This window comes from Sporosarcina sp. P37 (assembly GCF_002109365.1).
Taxonomy (GTDB): Bacteria; Bacillota; Bacilli; order Bacillales_A; family Planococcaceae; genus Sporosarcina.
The window spans coordinates 891,584-909,887 of record NZ_CP015349.1; the positions used below are offsets into that span (position 1 = coordinate 891,584).

Genomic DNA, 18,304 nt, shown 5'->3' on the forward strand with positions numbered 1-18,304 from the left:
TATACACGAATGGTGTTTCATCATGCATCTCTTAAAGCAATCAGGAGAGGCTAAAGTGAAACTTGTATGCAAGAACACCGGACCGGCTCTATATAGCGAGCGGTTGGTTGATGGCTTTGTGCTGAAGTGATGCCGGCCCGGTATCCTCTTTATGATATGCCCCATTTTGTCTGTTATGCCTTTGTAGATATAACGAAAACCAGGCAGGCTCTATTGCGCGAGCGGCTGGTTGACGGCTTGTATTGAACAGTTGCCCAACCTGGTTTTGTTGAGAGATGCCGGCATCACCCCCTTTCATTTCATTGAAATCAGTCTTTTACTGTCCACGGTTCGGAGTCTGTATTTCTTCCCATAGTAAATACAATCTCCGCCACGCCTTCACGCCCATAGTGATAGCGAAGTTCTGTCTGATTCGCAGACAGCGGCGTTGCCCGTCGATAGGCAGCTTCCAGGAACAGTTCGCCCACCCTGGTGGATTGTGCAAATGCGGCAGATCCGGGTAATTTATTTCCGTTCAGCAGCTGATCGTATAAATACAAATCAAAATATTGCTCTGGTGTATAGTCCGCCTGCAGCCGGTCTGTCAGATAATCCATATAGATGGAATCAGTGCCTTCTTCCGTTGCAAGACCTACGACTTCCCCGAAAATTTTATGGACAGGTGTAATCGTAGCCCCTTGCACGGTGCCTTCAGCCGGGAAATGATTCAGCAATAAATATTCCCGCGCGTTCAAAAGCTGGTCGTATCCGCCTGCAATCGTGACGTTGTTCTCTTCGTAGCGCTTCATCAAGTCAGATGATAATTTATTGCCATTGATTTTCAGCTGACCGTCTTTCAGCACGACACGATCTCCCGGAACCGCCACTATTTCATAGTAAACCCCCGCATATGTCGGCAAATGACTGCTCGTATTCGTCAGTGTGCGGACGATATCCCCCGGTTCATAGACAATAGCATCGTACATATCTGCCTTCCGCTCAATCACGGTATGAAATGTATCGGTACTCCACTGCAATGAAAATGCTTCACTGTCTATAAACAATAATTTGTCAACATTCTTCACTTCGGGCAAATTGGCGAATTCTTCATAATCAACGTTCGATAACTGATTCTTCTTTTGCAGTGCAGAAATTTGTGCCATATCATCGAGCGGATCATACGGTGTGCCCGGTCCTTGATCAGAAGACAGCTGATTGTCCGAGATCAGATTAAACACCAGCAGCAAGGCGACTGCCGGCAGAGCGGCCGTGACGAGCAGTGCCTGCCAGGAGAATGTTCTCTTCCGCGGAGGCTGAAGGTTTTCATGCACCCGTTGTTTGATCCGGCGTTCCTGTTCCGTTGTGTCTCCCATCATTTGGTCCAGCTTGCGTTTAAAATCGTTCATAAGTTTCTGCCTCCTCTTCCGCGAAAAACTCTTTAAGCTGCAGCTTTGCCCTGCGTAACCTGGTTTTGACGGTATTTTCATTCAACCCGAGAAATTCTGCAATGTCTGCGATCGATTGCTCGTCATAATAATATAAAAGCAGCGGTTCACGATACTTGAGCGGCAGCTGGAACAGATGCTTTTCAAGTGAGGCCAGCTGCTCCTGTTCCAATAATTGTTGTTCTGAACTTTTGGACGAAACAAAAATGGTTTCGAACACCACATCTTTTTTATGCTTCCAGGAGCGCAAATAATCTTTCGCACGATTGGCTGTCATTTTCGTTAAATATGTTTTAATAGATGCCTCATTGCGGAACTGATCGCTTTTCTGGAAGTACGTAACGAATACTTCCTGCACCACATCTTCCGCGGTTGACCAGTTTTTTACGTATAAATACGCAATACGCACCAAATAGCGCGAATGCTCATTCATTATTTGATCCATTTCATTCATTTTCGTTACACACTCTTTTCTATGGCCATCTCATATCTCCGTCAACATACTGTACAAAATCTTCAAATGACCTTTTTTCTGTCAGACCAAAGCGATTCACTTCATAATTAGACTTCTCTCTATTGGCATACCCTTCCACTGTCGTGTAACCGATTAATAATCCTACTTCTTTTGCGGCCGCGATAAACTCTTCATTATATTGACCATACGGGTACGCTATAGAAACTGCTGAAGGCACATGCTGCAAGTTTGCCAGTAAGTCTTCGATGATTTCTTCTTGCGAGTGTTCAAAAACCACACCTGCCCCGCTGTCTGTACCGAGCTCATGTAGTGCGCATGTATGAGCTTCAAATTGAAACACATCGTTCATTTCTTGCAGGTCCTCAGCATTCAGATATTTCAGGAGGCCACCGCCATCAAACGCCGGTGCGCCTTTTCCTCTATCTAAACGAGCTGAAATGATATGGTGAGGAGAAGTGAATCCGTACTGTTTCAGAACAGGATAGGCATATTTTTTCGATGATAATAATCCGTCATCAAACGTAATCACTACTGATTTCTCCGGAACAATCAGACGTCCTTCCAAGTAATCATACAACTCCTTTGAGTTCAGTGCTGTAAATTGTCTGTCTGCCAAATAGGCCATCTGCTTCTTGAAGTTCTCCAATGAAATGGTGCTGATCTCTGTTTTCATCAATTTACGCGGCAACACCTGATGATACAGCAGGACAGGAACTCCTTCGTCAAGTGCCACTGACGGCTTATGAATATAGCCTGCACGCTCTCCGATTTGGATCGTGTACCACTCCCCCTCCTGCTGCACGATCGGGTATCGATATCCTGCCTGTAATTGCAGAAAGACTTCACTTTCCACATCGGCTTTCGAGTAAACCGGCGTTTGCCGTTCTGTCTTGACAGCACCTGAATCCGTATGCAAAGGCACTTGCAGTACATTTTCTTTTACCGTTGCTTGCCCTTTACGAATAAAAGCCGCCATTTTGCCAAATCGAATTTCATAATACTCTTCATCTTCATCAGTAACCGCAATCGGCTGATTCGCTTTCAGTTCACCGATTGGAATGAGATTGTCTTGCTTCATATAAATTGGCTGGTTGTTTTGCAGTGTCAGCACCCGTTCAAATTCTCTGTCTGTGACGGACGGGTTACTTTGCACTGTTTCCGCAAATGCTGCGGCTGATTGCTCATGGAATAACGGTGTTTCATTAAGATTCCATTTTGCCCTATCCTCCATTATAAATAAGATCAGGCTCGCAAGTAACAGTACACAGCTATATATTCTCTTCATGTGAATCCCCCTATAATCATTTGCGCACCGTACAGACGGAGGAATCGGAAAAAAGTTTCAAAAGTTTTTCAAAATGTTTTCGGCAAGGAATGAATCTAGTGCAGAGTCGGCAAAAAGTCTTTCCCCAGCATAGAAAAAGCACCCTTCCGTTCTTCTAAGAACGAAAGAATGCCTGGCATATGGTTAATTTACTTTGCGGCCTGTCTTTCCTGCCTTGTCCCAGTAATCGTCACGGATTTGCACTTTCAATATCTTTCCTGAAGCAGTTTTTGGTAGTGCATCGACAAACGTCACACCCGTCACTGCTTTAAAATGCGCCAGATTCGATCTGGAAAAATCGATAATATCCTGCTCGGTGGCTCTTGCACCGGTGCGCAGCACAATATACGCATGCGGTGTTTCTCCCCACTTCTCATGCGGAACCGCAATCACAGCTGCTTCTAGAACGTCGGGATGATCGTAAAGCACACCTTCTACTTCTATCGACGAGATATTCTCCCCGCCGCTGATGACGACGTCTTTCTTTCTGTCGACGATATTCACGTAGCCGTGTTCATCGATTGTTCCCATGTCGCCCGTCATCATATAGCCGTCACGCAACACTTCGTTCGTTGCTTCTTTATTCTTCCAATAGCCTTTCATGACGCCATGACTGCGCACCGCAATTTCTCCGGCCTGCTGACCGTCATGCGCCACTTCATCCCCATGGTCATCGACTATACGAACTTCCGCGCCAATCATTGAATAGCCTGCTTTCGCCTTCAACTCTATCTTCTTGTCGTCCGGCAAATGTGCCACCGTCGAACGGATGCCAGAGAACAGACTGAGCGGAGATGTTTCTGTCATGCCGTACACCTGAATGAATTCCCAGCCAAGCTCTTGTTCCACGCGTGAAATGAACGATGGCGGCGGAGCAGACCCTGCAACAATGACCCGAATCTGATGATCAAATACTGGCTTATGCTCCTCGCAATACTGGAAAATCGAATTTAACACGGCCGGTGCCATATGCAAAATTGTTACTTTGTATTTTTGTATTGCATCAATAATTGTCTGCGGCGATGTTTTGCGGAAACATACTTGAGATGCTCCGTTCGCCGTATAATAAAATGGAGACCCCCACCCATTCACATGAAACATTGGCAGCACATGAAGCAATACGTCTTCATCGGTCACACGCAAATGATGCATTGCGCTCATCGCATGCAAGTAATTATTGCGGTGCGTCAGCATAACCCCTTTTGGATTACCAGTTGTACCGCTCGTATAGAGCAAGCTGCACACATCGTCTTCTTGCACATCCGCCCGTGCGAACGGTTCATCAGAGAAAGAGACTAGCCATTGATCATAATCTATAGTGGAATTTTCGTCTGATTTATAATGTACAATAATTTTCTCCACCGTTTCGAGCGAGTGCTCGATCGGTTGAATGAGATGATAAAGTTCTTGATCTACAAATAATAATTTCGACTCGCTATGATTTAAAATAAAAGCATAATCCTCAGGCTTCAGCCGTGTATTGAGCGGCACCATGACACTGCCTGTCTGGTATAATCCGTAAAACCCTTCCAGCATCTCAACACTGTTTCCGCATAAATACGCCACATGATCTCCTTGTTTCACGCCAGCATCACGCAACCCCCGTGACAGCTGATTCACTCTGCCGGATAACTGCGCGTATGTATACGAGCGTCCATGTTCTCCGAATATCGCTTCCTTATTGCCATACAACGAAACTGCCCGGTCCAGAAAATGTGTCAATACTAATGGAACATTCATCCATATCCCTCCTCTTTCTATTTTTCTATTATAGAGTAACCGCTTCCAATTATCCATATTTTCAAATATTTTAAATCCCTCTACAGGATAATAGAGGGATTTATTTCTATTTCGGCCGGCTGGAAAAGCTTCCATTACTGCGTTCCTGCTACGGTCTTCAAATCTGCCACCAGCAAATCATTTTCTGCATCACTCATGCCATTATATTGTTTCACTATCTCACCGTCGGGATTGATCAAGTAAAAGAAAAAGCTGTGTGAACGCTGATCAAGCGCACCTTTTTCTAGTACTGCCTGAAACGTATGCACCGACAGATCTTGAATCTCTTCAAAAGAATAGCCTGTTAAGAAAGTCATCGTATCTGTATCCGCTCCATAATCTTCCGCATATTCCTGCAAGACTTCAGGCGTATCCTGTTCAGGGTCAATACTGAATGAAATAATAGGAGGCGTTAAGCCTGCGCTTTTCAATTCTTCCTGAATACCGACCATAGCGGCAGTTGTTCTAGGACATACCGTCGTGCAGTTCGTATAGGAGAAGTAAGAAATCCACCAGTCGCCTTTCAAATCATCCAGTCCGAGTTTTTTATTATCTTGCGTTGTATAGTCAAAATCCGGAATCTTCTCGGATCTGTTCATTTCAATTTTATCAGTGCAGGCACTTAAGAACAAAACAGCTGCCAGGAGGATGAATAGTGAACGTATTTTCATAGATATCTTTCCTCACTTTACTATGTATAGAAGAAAGAGAGAGCATGTCATGCCCTCTCTCCATTGAGTAATTATTCGTTTACCTTACGCCTTTGCTTTATCCTTATTGGGAATCAGCTGACCTCCGCCATTTTCGAGGAACTTCAGCATACCTTCCGCAGCCCGGTAAGCCAGGGCACCGACTGTCGCTGTCGGATTGGAGCTGCCCATATGAGGGAATGCAGAAGCTCCGACTACGAATAAATTATGCATATCCCAAACTTGCGAATAATTATTCACTGCTGACGTTTCCGGATTATCTCCCATAATAACACCGCCGCCAGTATGATCGGAAAGTGAAGTCTTATCAAATTCTGTTTCGTCCGTTATTTCGGGAACAGTAATATGATCTGCACCCATTTGCTCAAGCAAGCCTTTTGCCTTTTGGTGGGCATATCTGACAATATTACGGTCTTGGTCATGGAATTTGGCGGTGACACGCAATAATGGATCACCGAAAATATCCGTATATGTCGGATCCAAATCCATATAATTTTCGCGCCAAGCAAGTGCGCCATTTTGCTGCTGGACGTCTATACGGCGGTTTGCATAGAAGATCGATTTATCTTTAAACTCCTTGCCCCAAGACGGTACGCCTGCGGGAACATGGTTATTCGTAATCGGTCTGTCTCCTCTTTGGGAAGTACGCAAACAGAAACCATGAAGGAAATCGAGTTTCGAATGATCGAGCTGCTCAATATTGAAATCATCCAGTGTTACGCCTAGTGCACCCGTTCCTGCATAGCGATTGAATTTTTTCTCATCAAAGAATCCGCGAACGCGCGTATGTGTCAAGTTGCGCTGGTGCGCCGTCAAATGACTGCCGATGACACCAGTTCCGTCAACCGGATTATACGGCTTCCCTATTTTGGATAAAAGCATTAAACGGGTATTTGTAAACGTAAAGCCCGCCACGACAACCAGGTCTGCAGGCTGGATGAATTCTTCACCGGTCTCAGTATCTACGTATTTAATACCGACAGCTTTCCCGTTCTCGTGTTCGATTCGAACGGCGTACGCGTTATTGCGCAATTCATAGTTACCGGTTTTATGAGCAGTAGCCAGCACCGTGGCAATTGGATCGGCTTTCGCTCCGAAGTCACAGCCGAACGCTTCACAAAATGCGCAGTACACACATGCATTGATTGTTTCGCCGTCAGGATTCGTATACGTTTCTGAAATATTAGCAGAAGGTATGCGGTACGGATGATAGCCTAATTCTTTTGCTGCTTTCGTAAACGTGCGGATGATATCCGTTTCTTTCATCGGCGGTGTCGGGTAATCATCTGACCGCTGACCCGGACGCAACGGATCCGGTTCGCCGGAAATACCGGCTGTTTTTTCAAACTGATCATAGTAGGGCTCAAGCTCATCATATGTAATCCCCCAGTCCTGCATTTGCATATCTTTTGGGATAATCTTTTCGCCATACTTTTCCACAGTTTTGGTGCGGATTTCAAAATCAGTCGGAAGCCAGCGATACACCATGCCGTTCCAGTGTACACCCGAACCGCCAGTAGCTGTTCCGTTGATCGCATTCGTATCATTACTGCGGTTTGGTGTCGCTGTTTCTTTCAGCGTATTGCGGATGGTCAATGTCTCCTTGTTCAGTTCCTGGAACATGACTTTCCGGACATCGTAGCGCAGTTCATCTTTCGACCCGACGAAATCTTGCCGGTCCTGTGCATGCCCTCTTTCAAGTCCGACGACTTTATATCCCTTTTTTGTCAGTTCAGCCGCCGTAATTCCACCGGCCCATCCTGAACCGACGATGACTGCATCTACTTTTTCTAATGTTTTTACCATTCTGTACTCCCTTTCTCTTCATTTATTTTGGCTGGTAATCTGTCAGGCTGACCTGATCCATTTTCACAAACTTATCTTCTTCAATCATATTGGCGTAGGACGCGATCGCTCCAGGATATTCTTTCATTTTCCAGCCTTCCATATTTCTGTTGCCGCCGTATAACGGATCAGAATATGCACCTTCAAGAGTCATCGAACGCAGTAACGCAAAGAACCCTTTAGAATTAATTCCTTTTATATCCACTTTACCGTCAGCAAAGTCTGTCATAATTTCCAGCTGCTGTTCTTCCGTTGCCTTGACGAAATTTGTGTCAAACCGCTTCTGGCTTTCCATCTCCATCGACCGTAATCCATTGATGAAAATCTGCCCGCGGTTGAGACTTGAATCCGCAGCCGTAGTATTGCCGTCTTTAAAAGGCCCCTGTCTGTAATCCTTTACGTTTGAACCATAAGGACCCGCCAGCTGTTTGTCGATATAATACGGCACGCCCAATTTAATGGCTCCCGGACCATTATGATCCTCCGGAAAAATTTGTTCGACCGCCTGCTCCAGAATTGCAAAATCGGCAATACGTGTAAAGAACATCCGCGCCTCTTCATACCGCTTCTCTGTTGTGCTTCCTTTACCCCCAGTCGAAGCCGTATCATTCTCTTTTTGAGACCGATTCGCAAATAGACCTCCAAGCAGCGCGCCTCCAGCAACACCTCCGACAGCAATCCCTGTGTTCTTGACGAACGTACGGCGACCCGGATCGGCTACTTCATTCGTGTTTTTTGGATTGTTTGTATTCTTATCTGCCATTAACATTTCCTCCCTTTTATGTATTACCGGCAACTGATGCAGATGCCGACGAGACGTAACTGATCATCCTAGCGTGAACCACATATTTTTACAATAATAATTACTATTTAACATGGAATATAACACACTGGTTATTTTGTGATACTCTGTTTTGATTCTTTTAAACTATAGATTTTCTTTATTTCAGCAGAGACGGCAGACCCGGCAATACATCTGGCAGCTGTCAATATTTTTTAGTTTGATTTATCTTACAGGTAAATTTGCGGATTAGTCACATCATCCCGTCTTTTCTTCATACACTATTAATGAGGTGAAAAACATGGCGAGAGTCAAATACAGAGATTCGGACATTGATTTGATGGCCAGGATGATGAGAGCAGAAGCAGAAGCGGAAGGAAATCAAGGAATGTTATACGTTGGAAATGTAATCGTGAACCGGGCGATAGCGGACTGTTTAGATTTCAGGGACGTACGGTCAATAAATGATGTTATCTTCCAAATACAAGGCAATAATTATTCATTTGAAGCGGTACAAAAAGGAAACCTGTTCTATCAACGGGCAAGAGAATCTGAGAGAAGACTGGCTAAGCAAGCTTTGACGTACTGGAGAGAGCATCCTGCCCACTATGCGCTTTGGTATTTTAATCCGTATGCGCCCTGCCCGCCTACATGGTACAATCAGCCATTTACCGGTCAATTTAAGAACCACTGTTTTTACGAACCGCAGGCCGGCACATGTGACAGTGTCTACATGGGATAATAAACATACTACCTCCTTGGATTCAATTGTACATTTTATGGGAAGATGATAAACTATACCTATAAAAGAGTAGTTTCCATGTGCTCATTTCGGCTGATATGTGCCAGGCGGTCAGGCTGAAGCTCATTTAACTCAAAAAGTAACCACCCCCACACTATGAGCTAAGGGTGGTTACTTTTTTCTATGATTATAAAAATTTCTGTGGCCTTCTATGTATGGGCACAGATTAAACTGGGGGATTTCAAGTGCAAATTATTACATCACACGTCAATACCGACTTTGATGCGCTCGCTTCTATGGTTGCGGCGAAAAAACTGTATCCGGAGGCGCAGCTCATCATTTCCGATAAATTAGAAAGCCGGGTGCAACGTTTTCTAAATATGTACCGGGATATGTTCGACTTTGTCCCAAATGCACGGATCGACTGGGATGAAGTGACAGAGATGATCATTGTCGATGTGGCCTCCTTGTCAAGGATCGGCACGCTGCCTGATGATTTTGATGCATCCAAGCGACATATCATTGTCTATGATCATCATCAAAAAGGTGATAAAGACGTGCAGTATGATGAAGGCATCGTAGAGTTAACAGGTGCAGCTGTCACGCTTCTTCTTGAGGAAATTAAAAAAAGAAACCTGCCTATCACCAGTCTGGAAGCCTCTTTATTCGGACTTGGTCTGTATACGGATACAGGAAATTTTACATATGCAAATACAACGGCACGCGACCTGCAGATAGCGGCCTATTTACTGGAACAGGGAATGAGTCTGGAAATGGTGCAGAGCTTTGCGGAAGAGACCTTGACGCCGGAGCAGCAAGGATTATTGGACGGACTTCTATCCCACACGGAAATTTATGAACTGGATGGACTGGAAATTGCGGTGAGTACGCATGAACTGGACAGTTTCCAAAACGGCTTGGCTCTCGTGACATCGAAAGTACTTGGCGTAAAAGGAACAGACGCCGCCATTACCGTAGTCAAAATGAAGAACAATGTATTCATTGTAGGCCGCGCCAATTCTGAACGGATTACGCTGCAGCCGATATTAAAGAAACTTGGCGGCGGCGGTCATCAGCATGCCGGTTCCGCTGCGGTAAAAAAAGGTGACAAAGAGCAGATTCTTGACCAGATTGTCAACAGTCTGGAATCTATGCTGCGTCCTGCTATTACAGCGAAAGAACTCATGACCAGCCCGGTGAAAACTCTTGCGCCTGAAACTACCATTGAAGAAGCAGGCCGCCGTATGTACCGTTATGGTCATTCCGGTTATCCTGTTGTCGAAAACGGTCAGTTAGTCGGCCTAATTACGAGACGTGATCTGGACAAGGCCAACCACCATGGCCTCGGCCACGCGCCGGTCAAAGCGTATATGACGACAAAGCTTGTAACGGTCGGCCCTGATACTGTACTCGAAGAAATCCAGGAACTCATTATCAAGCATAATATCGGACGGCTGCCGGTCATTGCAGACGGAGAACTGATAGGGATTGTTACCCGGACGAATATTATCGAAGTGCTGTACAGTGATATGCTCAACAATCCAGCTACACCCGAAACGCAAAATTCAAATGACCTGACTGAAAAAATGGAACAGCATTTGCCGGAAGACGTCTCCCAGCTGCTGAAGGATATTGGTGAAACGGCGAGCCGCATCGATACACCTGTTTATTTAATCGGCGGCATTGTACGGGATATTTTGCTGGACAAGCCAAATCACGATATCGACATCGTCGCGGAAGGCAGCGGAATTCGGCTTGCGAAATGTATGCAGGAAACGCATGGCGGAGAAGTAATTGAGCACGAAAGTTTTGGGACAGCGACATGGATAACACCATCCGGCCTGCCGATTGATATGGTATCGTCCAGACTCGAATACTACGAACAGCCCGCTGCTTTACCGCAGGTCGAAACGTCAATATTAAGTGATGATCTGCAACGGCGCGATTTCACTATTAATGCTATGGCAATCCGCTTGAATGCAGAAGCGTATGGGGAATTAATTGACCCGTTCGGCGGACAGCAGGATCTGCAGGATAAAAAAATTAGAATCCTTCATAATATCAGCTTTATCGAAGACCCGACCCGTATTTTCCGTGCCGTCCGCTTTGAAGAGCGCTTCGGATTTTCAATGGATGAGCAGACCGAAAACCTTGCGCTGGAATCCATCGATAAAGTGATTCATCTATCGCCGCAACGAATAAATGAAGAAATGAAACGTTTATTTACAGAAGGTGATCCGCAGAAAATAATAAAACGTCTCTTTGAATTGCAAGTCTGGCAGCAGTTTGGCGTAAACGGCAAGTACCTGCAGGCGTCCTGTGAAGCAGCTGACCGGCTGCAAACGATTTACAGCGGCCAGATACAAAATGACAAGAACCTGGATGTCGATGAAAATCCAAATTGGTTCAATTTCTTTTTACTGCCGTTTTACTATAACGACAGTCTGTATGCGGCAGATACGTTTACATTACGGAAAAACCGCCGAAAACTGCTGGAGGAAGTAACGGACTTAACACGACAAGACCAATGGGAAGCTGCCGTTCAGCCCGAAGAATACCATCAGTTTCTGCATGACTATTCTGATGAAGCCATCCTGTTTACCCTGGCAGCCCGTCAGACGGTGCAATCGCAATCCGTGCTCAAATACTTGCACAACCGCAGCCGGCTCCAAAACTATTTGAATGGTGCGGATTTAGTAAAAGCCGGACTCAAACCAGGCCCCGCTTTCTCAGAAATTCTCTACCGGCTGGAGATCTGCCAGCTGAGCGGAGACGTTTCTTCTGAAGAAGACGCACAGAAATGGCTGGAAGCATACGTAAGCAATAATCAGCAGGAATCTGTGTAAATTCAAATACCCCGAACTTCATCCGCTGAAGTTTGGGGTATTTGTATCGTATATCGCTTAATGAGAACCTGCTTTATAACCGTCTTTATCATAACCGTATTTATTATAGCCATTCTTGTCATAGCCCAGTTTACTGTAGCCTTTCCGATCATAGCCGTTCGTGTCATAGCCCGATTTATCGTACCCTTCGTCATCAAGACGCGTACCGTTCCGATGGACACCCTGCGGAGTGAAGCCGTTGCTGTCAAACCCTTTTGTGTCGTATCTCGTGCCATTCGCGTGTTTGCCGTCGCGGTTAAAACCATATTTGTCGTAGCCGAAGCGGTTATACCCTTCTTTATTAAAGCCGTTTACATCATACCCTTGGGGATTGAAGCCGTTCCTGTCATACCCCCTTCTGTTTCGCCCGTTCCTGCCAAAGCCTTGTCTGTCCATACCTGCTTTATTAAAGCCTTCACGGTCATAACCTTCCCGGTCGATTCCATGCTTATTAAAACCTTCCTGATCATAGCCTTCCCGATCATAGCCGAGCGCATTAAAGCCCGATGCATTATACCCTTCGCGGTCATACCCGTCCAGATTAAAACCATTCTGATCATAGCCTTCTTCGTCGAACATCTTATCACTGATATGCTCTCCGTCGAGATTGAAGCCATCCTGATTGAAGCCTCTGTAATTATAGCCGTCCTGATCATACCCCGCGTGATCGTAGCCAAAATCATCATAGTACGTTCCATTGAGATGCTTTTCTTTATAGTCGAAGCCTCTGCCGTCATACCTTGTGCCGTTTGCATGTTTGCCTTCCCGGTTAAAGCCTCTTTTATCGTAGCCGAATTTATTATAGCCTTCCTTGTTAAAACCGTTTATATCATAGCCCAATTTATTGAAACCATCGCGGTTGTAACCTTGTGCAGTCAATCCGTTACGGTCAAATCCGTCCTTATCGAAGCCCTGTTTATTGTAGCCTTCTCTATTAAAGCCACGGATGTCATAACCTTCCTGATTGTAGCCGTTCTTGTGAAAACCTTGACGGTTAAAGCCGTTCGCCTTATAGCCTTCTCTATCGTACCCTTGCACATTATAGCCTTCTTTGTTAAACCCTTGCTCATCATAGCCGTAGCGGTTATATCCTTCGCGGTTAAAGCCGTCTTTATTAAAACCTGTCGCCTTGTAGCCTTCCCGGTCATAGCCCCGGTTATTGTAGCCATTTTTATCAAAGCCTTCTTTATCAAAGCCATACTTATCAAATCCGCTCGAATTATACCCTTGCTTATCGAATCCATGACGATCATAACCGAACTTATTATATCCTTGTCTGTCGAAACCCTCACTGTTATAAAAAGTCGTGTCTTGTACAACGTTTCTATTTTTTAACGGATCACCGTAGTTCATGACGTACCTCCGCATAATAAATTATCGAATTCTATCTCTCTATGCATCATACTACAAAAACCAAGTAAACTCACCAAGTTTTGCAGTGTGACGGTGTACAGGTGCTGCGTACAATGAAAAACAACCGTTTTACAAACAGCAAAAAAGATTTTTATATTACAAAAAAGACGTTCATTGCTGACCATAGCCGGCAATGAACGTCTTATTATTTAACTTCATTAAACATATGCTTCTTATGCCATTTAAAATACGGCTTGTTCTTCTCTGTTCTGCGCACTCGCATCTTCCCATGCAGTCCATACTTTTCATATTCATCTTCTGGTATTTCGGATGAAATATGAATTCTGCCTTGTCCGTCAAACGCGATGAAACCTTTCTGATAAAGTGCGTCATGGTTTCGGCAAAGCAAGAGGCCGTTATGCGGATCAAGCCGTTCACTGTCCGTACAGTCTTTCCATGGTTTTGCATAGCTGGCTTGAAGCAATTCAGGCATGTCGATGTCGCAAAGCGCGCATTTTCCGTTCCACAGCGGAAACAGTTCTTTGCGGAATCGCTGATGCCCCGTCCGCACTTTCATTTTCGCCTCTGATTCAGTTTCGGCAAGCAGCGGAATGAGAAAATTATGTTCTTTCTTCCGCACAATACTGATGGCAAACTCTAATTGTTCATCATCGATTTCATATATGTTCAAGTCCGCGATCAGCTCAACCAGCTTGTCTGTCAGTTCTTCATTGCACGGGTAAAGATAGCCCTGATTTCCATTGGCATTATCTTGAAACGGAGAATATTTTACAGGCAGAAGCGGAAGGATTTCATCGAAATACTGCGCAATCGTCAGCGGTTTTTCCAGTTCATAATACGCAGCCTCAATCAGATAGCCGTCTGCGTCTTCACTCCCTGCAAGTGGAATCGCAGAAGGTTTCCGCTCTACTCTGTATGCTGATTTCGCCACGCTGACAGCAACAATATCTCCTTTCACGTAATGAAAGACACGGTCCCCTTCGCGCACTTCTTTCATCCGTTCCCAGAAATGCTGCGGATTGCCTATACTGTCCTGCCGCAATGACCAAAGTACACCTAATTCTTTTTCCTGATCGTATGTACGTCCTTGCATGACGATATAACTTTGCAAGACTCTTCACTCCTTTATGAGCTGCATTATGCCTCTTTTACATTAGTATACTAAAAATGGCTTCTTGTGGGGGGTAAAAGAGTAGCTGTACTGGGTATTAGCATAGATGCGCCTAAGGTTTTTAGGTGTTCTCCTATTCTCTTTCAAATAGTTCATCTGCAAACTTCCTTCCACGCAACTTACCTAATATAGAATGCAAGTCACTGCGGGGGCTATTGTTCGTATATCCTCTGCATGATACGATTCAGCCAAGAGCTTAAAAAGAGGTGATTACAATACGGCTGAATATCGAGGAATCCATAAATTATGAAGAAGTAGAAATTACGATTAGATGCCCCGGAGTGGATAAGCGCCTATCCCGGCTGATACGGCAGATCAATCAAATGATGTACAGCTTCACAGTTAAAAAAGATGATGCTGTACATATAATAGAATCTGACGAAGTTTTGTATATTGAATCAGTCGACAATACATCCTTTTTATATACAAAGGATGATCTATTTGAAAGCGAGCTGAAGCTGTATGAGTTCGAGAGTCAATTACTGGACACCAGCTTTATACGTGTGAGCAAACAGGTGTTGATCAACACGTCCAAAATTGACAGTGTCCGCGCATTATTAAACGGCCGATTTGAAGCGATATTGGAAACCGGTGAAAAAGTAATCGTGAATCGTCATTATGCAAAATTGTTTCGAAAGCATTTTCTGGGATGAGGTGAATCATATGAAAACTAGTTTAGTCTATATAAGCGCGGCTTGCTTTGCATTTACATTCAGTTCGATCGTCTATTATCTTTTTCGTCTGCTTGCTGTTTTTCCACCGCTGACAGAGAGTATGAGTCTCTCATTGTTCATTATTTGCACGATCATTACCGGTCTCATTTTCCTGTCGCATCAGCTGCCGGTTGAGAATCAACTATTGATTTATGTGTACGAAGCGGGCTGTGTAGTCGCTGTTGTAACTGCAGCTGGTGCATTTTTTGGTTTATATCCGTTTGGCATTTATTATACAGTGATGACTGTGCTGTCGGCATTGATCGCATACGGTTCAGTTATATTGCTAATCTATTTGAATACTAAAGCAGATGAGCAGAAAATTAACCAGGCAATTTTGCATAGGAGGAAGCTGGATGTCTAATATCATTGAAGTTGAGAATGTAAGTAAGTCATTCGGTGATGTGAAAGCGGTCGACAATATTAGCTTCTGTGTAAAAAAAGGCAGGCTGTTTTCATTTCTCGGAACGAATGGTGCCGGAAAATCAACGGTCATTTCTATTATTTTAACAGTGCTTCACGCAGACAGCGGAAACGTGACTGTCAATGGCTACAGAGTCGGCAAAGAGGATGAATTAATCCGAAAAGAGATTGGTGTCGTATTCCAGGATAGCTTATTGGACCCCTTGCTGACGGTTCTTGAGAACTTGGATATACGCGCACAGTTATATGGGATGACTTCACATGAACGAAAGATCGCGATAGAACAGTGCGCTAAAATTGCAGATATCCATGACATCATGAAACGCCGATACGGCAAATTATCGGTGGGACAGAAGCGAAGAGCAGATATTGCACGTGCCCTTCTTCATCTGCCGAAGATCTTGCTGCTGGATGAACCGACGACAGGACTTGACCCGAAAAGCCGCCAGCATATTTGGAACATGATCGAAAAACTGCAGAAAGACCATGGGATGACAGTTTTTCTGACGACACATTATATTGAAGAAGCCGCCAACTCTGATTTTGTTGTAGTGATGAAAAAGGGACAGATTATCACTGAAGGGACACCCGGCGATTTAAAACATAGATACTCTGCTGACCGCTTATTCATCAGAACGGCCAACCATCATGAAATGCGAACGCAATTACAGAATGAACAATTAGAATTCAAGGAAGAAAACGGCGGATTCACTGTCAATCTTTCAAATACATTAGAATCCATCGGCATATTAAACAGATATAAATCACTCATATCATCATTTGAAGTACGAAAATCTAGCCTAGATGATGTATTCATCCGAATTCATGATAGAAAGGACGTGTAGGCGGTGTTTGTACTCGCTAAAAGAAATTTGCTGATATATTTCCGTGACAAATCTGCGGTATTTTTCTCGTTGCTCGCTGTATTCATATTGATTGCATTATACGTATTCTTTTTGGGTGATCTGATTGCCGAAGGCGTACCCGACTTCCCATCCAAGCATTGGCTTCTCCAGTCATGGATCATGGCAGGCGTGCTGGCAGTAACCAGCGTAACAACTACTTTAGGAGCATTCAGTGTACTGGTGAACGACCGGGCAACAAACGCCTACAAAGATTTCCGTGTTGCACCGGTTAAACGCTCCGCTTTACTTGGCGGTTACATCATCAGCTCACTGTCCATTGGATTTCTCATGTGCATCATGACCCTTCTCGCAGCAAATACTCTCCTCTATATAGCTGGTGACCCATTACTTTCATTTATGCAACTGACTAAATCTCTGGGCGTTATTCTTCTGGCTGTTTTGACTGCCAGTTCCATGATTTCTTTTCTTGTATCTTTCTTCCGGACAACGAACGCATTTTCCGCCGCCAGCACGGTAATCGGCACTCTCCTCGGTTTTCTGGCAGGCATCTACATTCCAATCGGAACGTTGCCTTCATATTTACAGACAATCATAAAAGTTTTTCCTGCATCGCACGTTGCCGCTCTGCTTCGCCAAATTTTCATGGAAGCTCCAATGGCCGAAGCGTTCGCCTCCGCACCGCACGAACTGAAGGAAAATTTCCAATTGAACCTTGGTGTGTTTTTTGAATTCAGCGGCTCACAAGTCTCCCCTTTATTCAGCGTCCTGTACTTACTCATCACAGTTATAGTATTCTTTATTCTATCAATTTTTGTGAATACATTAACTACTAGATCATAATATGTAATCGTATATGGTAGTTTAATTAACATACGCAATGAACACAAGCCAGACTTCCAGACAGGCTCGTGTTTCATCTGTGGTATGATTTATATCATTCATAGAATTGTACTAAACGAAGAGGTGATTCCATGAATTTCATCGCTTGGACCATCATTGCGTGTGAAATCGGCTTTTGGGTGGTTATTCTGGCTGGGCTACTGACACGGTATCTATTCAACCGTAAAAGTCTAGGTTTATTTTTTCTGGCGCTCACACCTGTCGTCGATTTGATATTGTTAATCGTGACTGCTGCAGATCTTTATAACGGCGCAGTTGCCACACAAATTCATGCCATTGCGGCGATGTATCTCGGTGTATCAATCGCTTTCGGCAAAAGCATGATCCGTTGGGCGGACGAACGTTTTCTTTACTACATCAAGAAGCAAGGCACAAAACCCGAGAAGAAAACAGGATATGCCTATGCACGCCATTCCATGAAAGGCTCGCTGCAGCATGTGCTGGCATATGTGATCGGCGGAGTTTTCCTGCTGGCAATGATTTACTTTGTGGGGGATGCCAGTAAAACCGAAGCACTGCTTCAAATGTTAAAATTATGGACACTAATTTTAGCGATTGATCTGGCCATATCGCTTTCCTACTTCGTCTGGCCGCGGGCAGGTAAAGAGAAGTGAAATACGCATAAGCCGATCTCAGTTGAGAATTGGCTTTTTTGCTGTTTCCCGCTGTTTTTTATTCAGATTGGGCGGGTTTGGCGCGGTGTACACACCAGTTATCTCACCGCCAGCACTATAAAATACCAACAGCAATCTGCCGAAACTTCTGTAATTTGGAAATTTAGTAATCGTTACTTCTTATATAATCTAAAAATACGCTCTTCACTCATTCAAACTATTCATTGCGGAACTAGGCATTTTTAACGTATTCATTTTAATTCTGTTTACCTGCTAAA

Annotated in this window: 16 protein-coding genes; 7 read left to right on the top strand and 9 right to left on the bottom strand. The window is 44.4% G+C overall.

All coding sequences use genetic code 11. From position 1 onward, the window contains the following. Nucleotides 1–308: 308 nt before the first annotated feature. The 7 genes from SporoP37_RS04745 to SporoP37_RS04775 form a co-directional block, all read right to left on the bottom strand. Nucleotides 309–1,385, bottom strand: coding sequence for a S26 family signal peptidase (locus SporoP37_RS04745; protein WP_085430371.1), 1,077 nt, complete (start codon nt 1,383–1,385; stop codon nt 309–311). After that, nucleotides 1,372–1,857, bottom strand: a complete 486-nt coding sequence (locus SporoP37_RS04750; protein WP_232329807.1) for a sigma-70 family RNA polymerase sigma factor — start codon at nt 1,855–1,857, stop codon at nt 1,372–1,374. Before SporoP37_RS04750 ends, SporoP37_RS04745 begins: the two co-directional genes overlap by 14 nt. Before the next feature lie 40 nt (nt 1,858–1,897). Next, entirely contained in the window at nt 1,898–3,184 is a 1,287-nt protein-coding gene (locus SporoP37_RS04755) for a polysaccharide deacetylase family protein (protein WP_085430373.1), read from the bottom strand. 183 nt (nt 3,185–3,367) lie between these two features. Next, nucleotides 3,368–4,963, bottom strand: a complete 1,596-nt coding sequence (locus SporoP37_RS04760; protein ID WP_085430374.1) for a long-chain-fatty-acid--CoA ligase — start codon at nt 4,961–4,963, stop codon at nt 3,368–3,370. 134 nt (nt 4,964–5,097) lie between these two features. After that, nucleotides 5,098–5,673 (bottom strand): SCO family protein, encoded by a 576-nt coding sequence (locus SporoP37_RS04765; RefSeq protein ID WP_085430375.1) that lies wholly within the window; start codon nt 5,671–5,673, stop codon nt 5,098–5,100. Between the two features lie 84 nt (nt 5,674–5,757). Beyond that, complete coding sequence (locus SporoP37_RS04770; RefSeq protein ID WP_085430376.1) at nt 5,758–7,518, bottom strand: GMC family oxidoreductase; 1,761 nt, start codon at nt 7,516–7,518, stop codon at nt 5,758–5,760. 22 nt (nt 7,519–7,540) lie between these two features. Continuing rightward, a complete protein-coding gene (locus SporoP37_RS04775; RefSeq protein ID WP_085430377.1) occupies nt 7,541–8,320 on the bottom strand; it encodes a gluconate 2-dehydrogenase subunit 3 family protein in 780 nt (259 codons plus the stop codon). Between the two features lie 319 nt (nt 8,321–8,639). Between SporoP37_RS04775 and SporoP37_RS04780 the strand changes: the two genes are divergently transcribed. After that, a complete protein-coding gene (locus SporoP37_RS04780; protein WP_085430378.1) occupies nt 8,640–9,080 on the top strand; it encodes a cell wall hydrolase in 441 nt (146 codons plus the stop codon). A 245-nt stretch (nt 9,081–9,325) separates the two neighbouring features. Further along, on the top strand, nt 9,326–11,926 hold the full coding sequence (locus tag SporoP37_RS04785; protein WP_085430379.1) for a CBS domain-containing protein: 2,601 nt from the start codon (nt 9,326–9,328) through the stop codon (nt 11,924–11,926). 57 nt (nt 11,927–11,983) lie between these two features. Here the strand turns inward: SporoP37_RS04785 and SporoP37_RS17235 are convergent, their stop codons facing one another. Both SporoP37_RS17235 and SporoP37_RS04800 read right to left on the bottom strand, forming a co-directional pair. Continuing rightward, nucleotides 11,984–13,318, bottom strand: coding sequence for a hypothetical protein (locus SporoP37_RS17235; RefSeq protein WP_198160052.1), 1,335 nt, complete (start codon nt 13,316–13,318; stop codon nt 11,984–11,986). Nucleotides 13,319–13,523: 205 nt separating this feature from the next. Continuing rightward, on the bottom strand, nt 13,524–14,450 hold the full coding sequence (locus SporoP37_RS04800) for an HNH endonuclease (RefSeq protein ID WP_099662743.1): 927 nt from the start codon (nt 14,448–14,450) through the stop codon (nt 13,524–13,526). Nucleotides 14,451–14,716: 266 nt separating this feature from the next. Between SporoP37_RS04800 and SporoP37_RS04805 the strand changes: the two genes are divergently transcribed. The 5 genes from SporoP37_RS04805 to SporoP37_RS04825 all read left to right on the top strand — a co-directional run bounded on the left by SporoP37_RS04805 (nt 14,717) and on the right by SporoP37_RS04825 (nt 18,026). Beyond that, nucleotides 14,717–15,163 (top strand): LytTR family DNA-binding domain-containing protein, encoded by a 447-nt coding sequence (locus SporoP37_RS04805; RefSeq protein WP_085430380.1) that lies wholly within the window; start codon nt 14,717–14,719, stop codon nt 15,161–15,163. 10 nt (nt 15,164–15,173) lie between these two features. Next, a complete protein-coding gene (locus SporoP37_RS04810; RefSeq protein ID WP_158233611.1) occupies nt 15,174–15,587 on the top strand; it encodes a DUF3021 family protein in 414 nt (137 codons plus the stop codon). After that, entirely contained in the window at nt 15,580–16,491 is a 912-nt protein-coding gene (locus SporoP37_RS04815; protein ID WP_085430382.1) for an ABC transporter ATP-binding protein, read from the top strand. The genes SporoP37_RS04810 and SporoP37_RS04815 overlap by 8 nt, the downstream gene beginning before the upstream one ends. Nucleotides 16,492–16,494: 3 nt before the next feature. Continuing rightward, on the top strand, nt 16,495–17,352 hold the full coding sequence (locus tag SporoP37_RS04820) for an ABC transporter permease (protein WP_085430383.1): 858 nt from the start codon (nt 16,495–16,497) through the stop codon (nt 17,350–17,352). A gap of 131 nt (nt 17,353–17,483) precedes the next feature. Further along, nucleotides 17,484–18,026 carry a hypothetical protein gene (locus SporoP37_RS04825; RefSeq protein WP_085430384.1) on the top strand — a complete coding sequence of 181 codons (543 nt, stop codon included), beginning with the start codon at nt 17,484–17,486 and terminating at the stop codon, nt 18,024–18,026. The last annotated feature ends 278 nt before the right edge of the window (nt 18,027–18,304 follow it).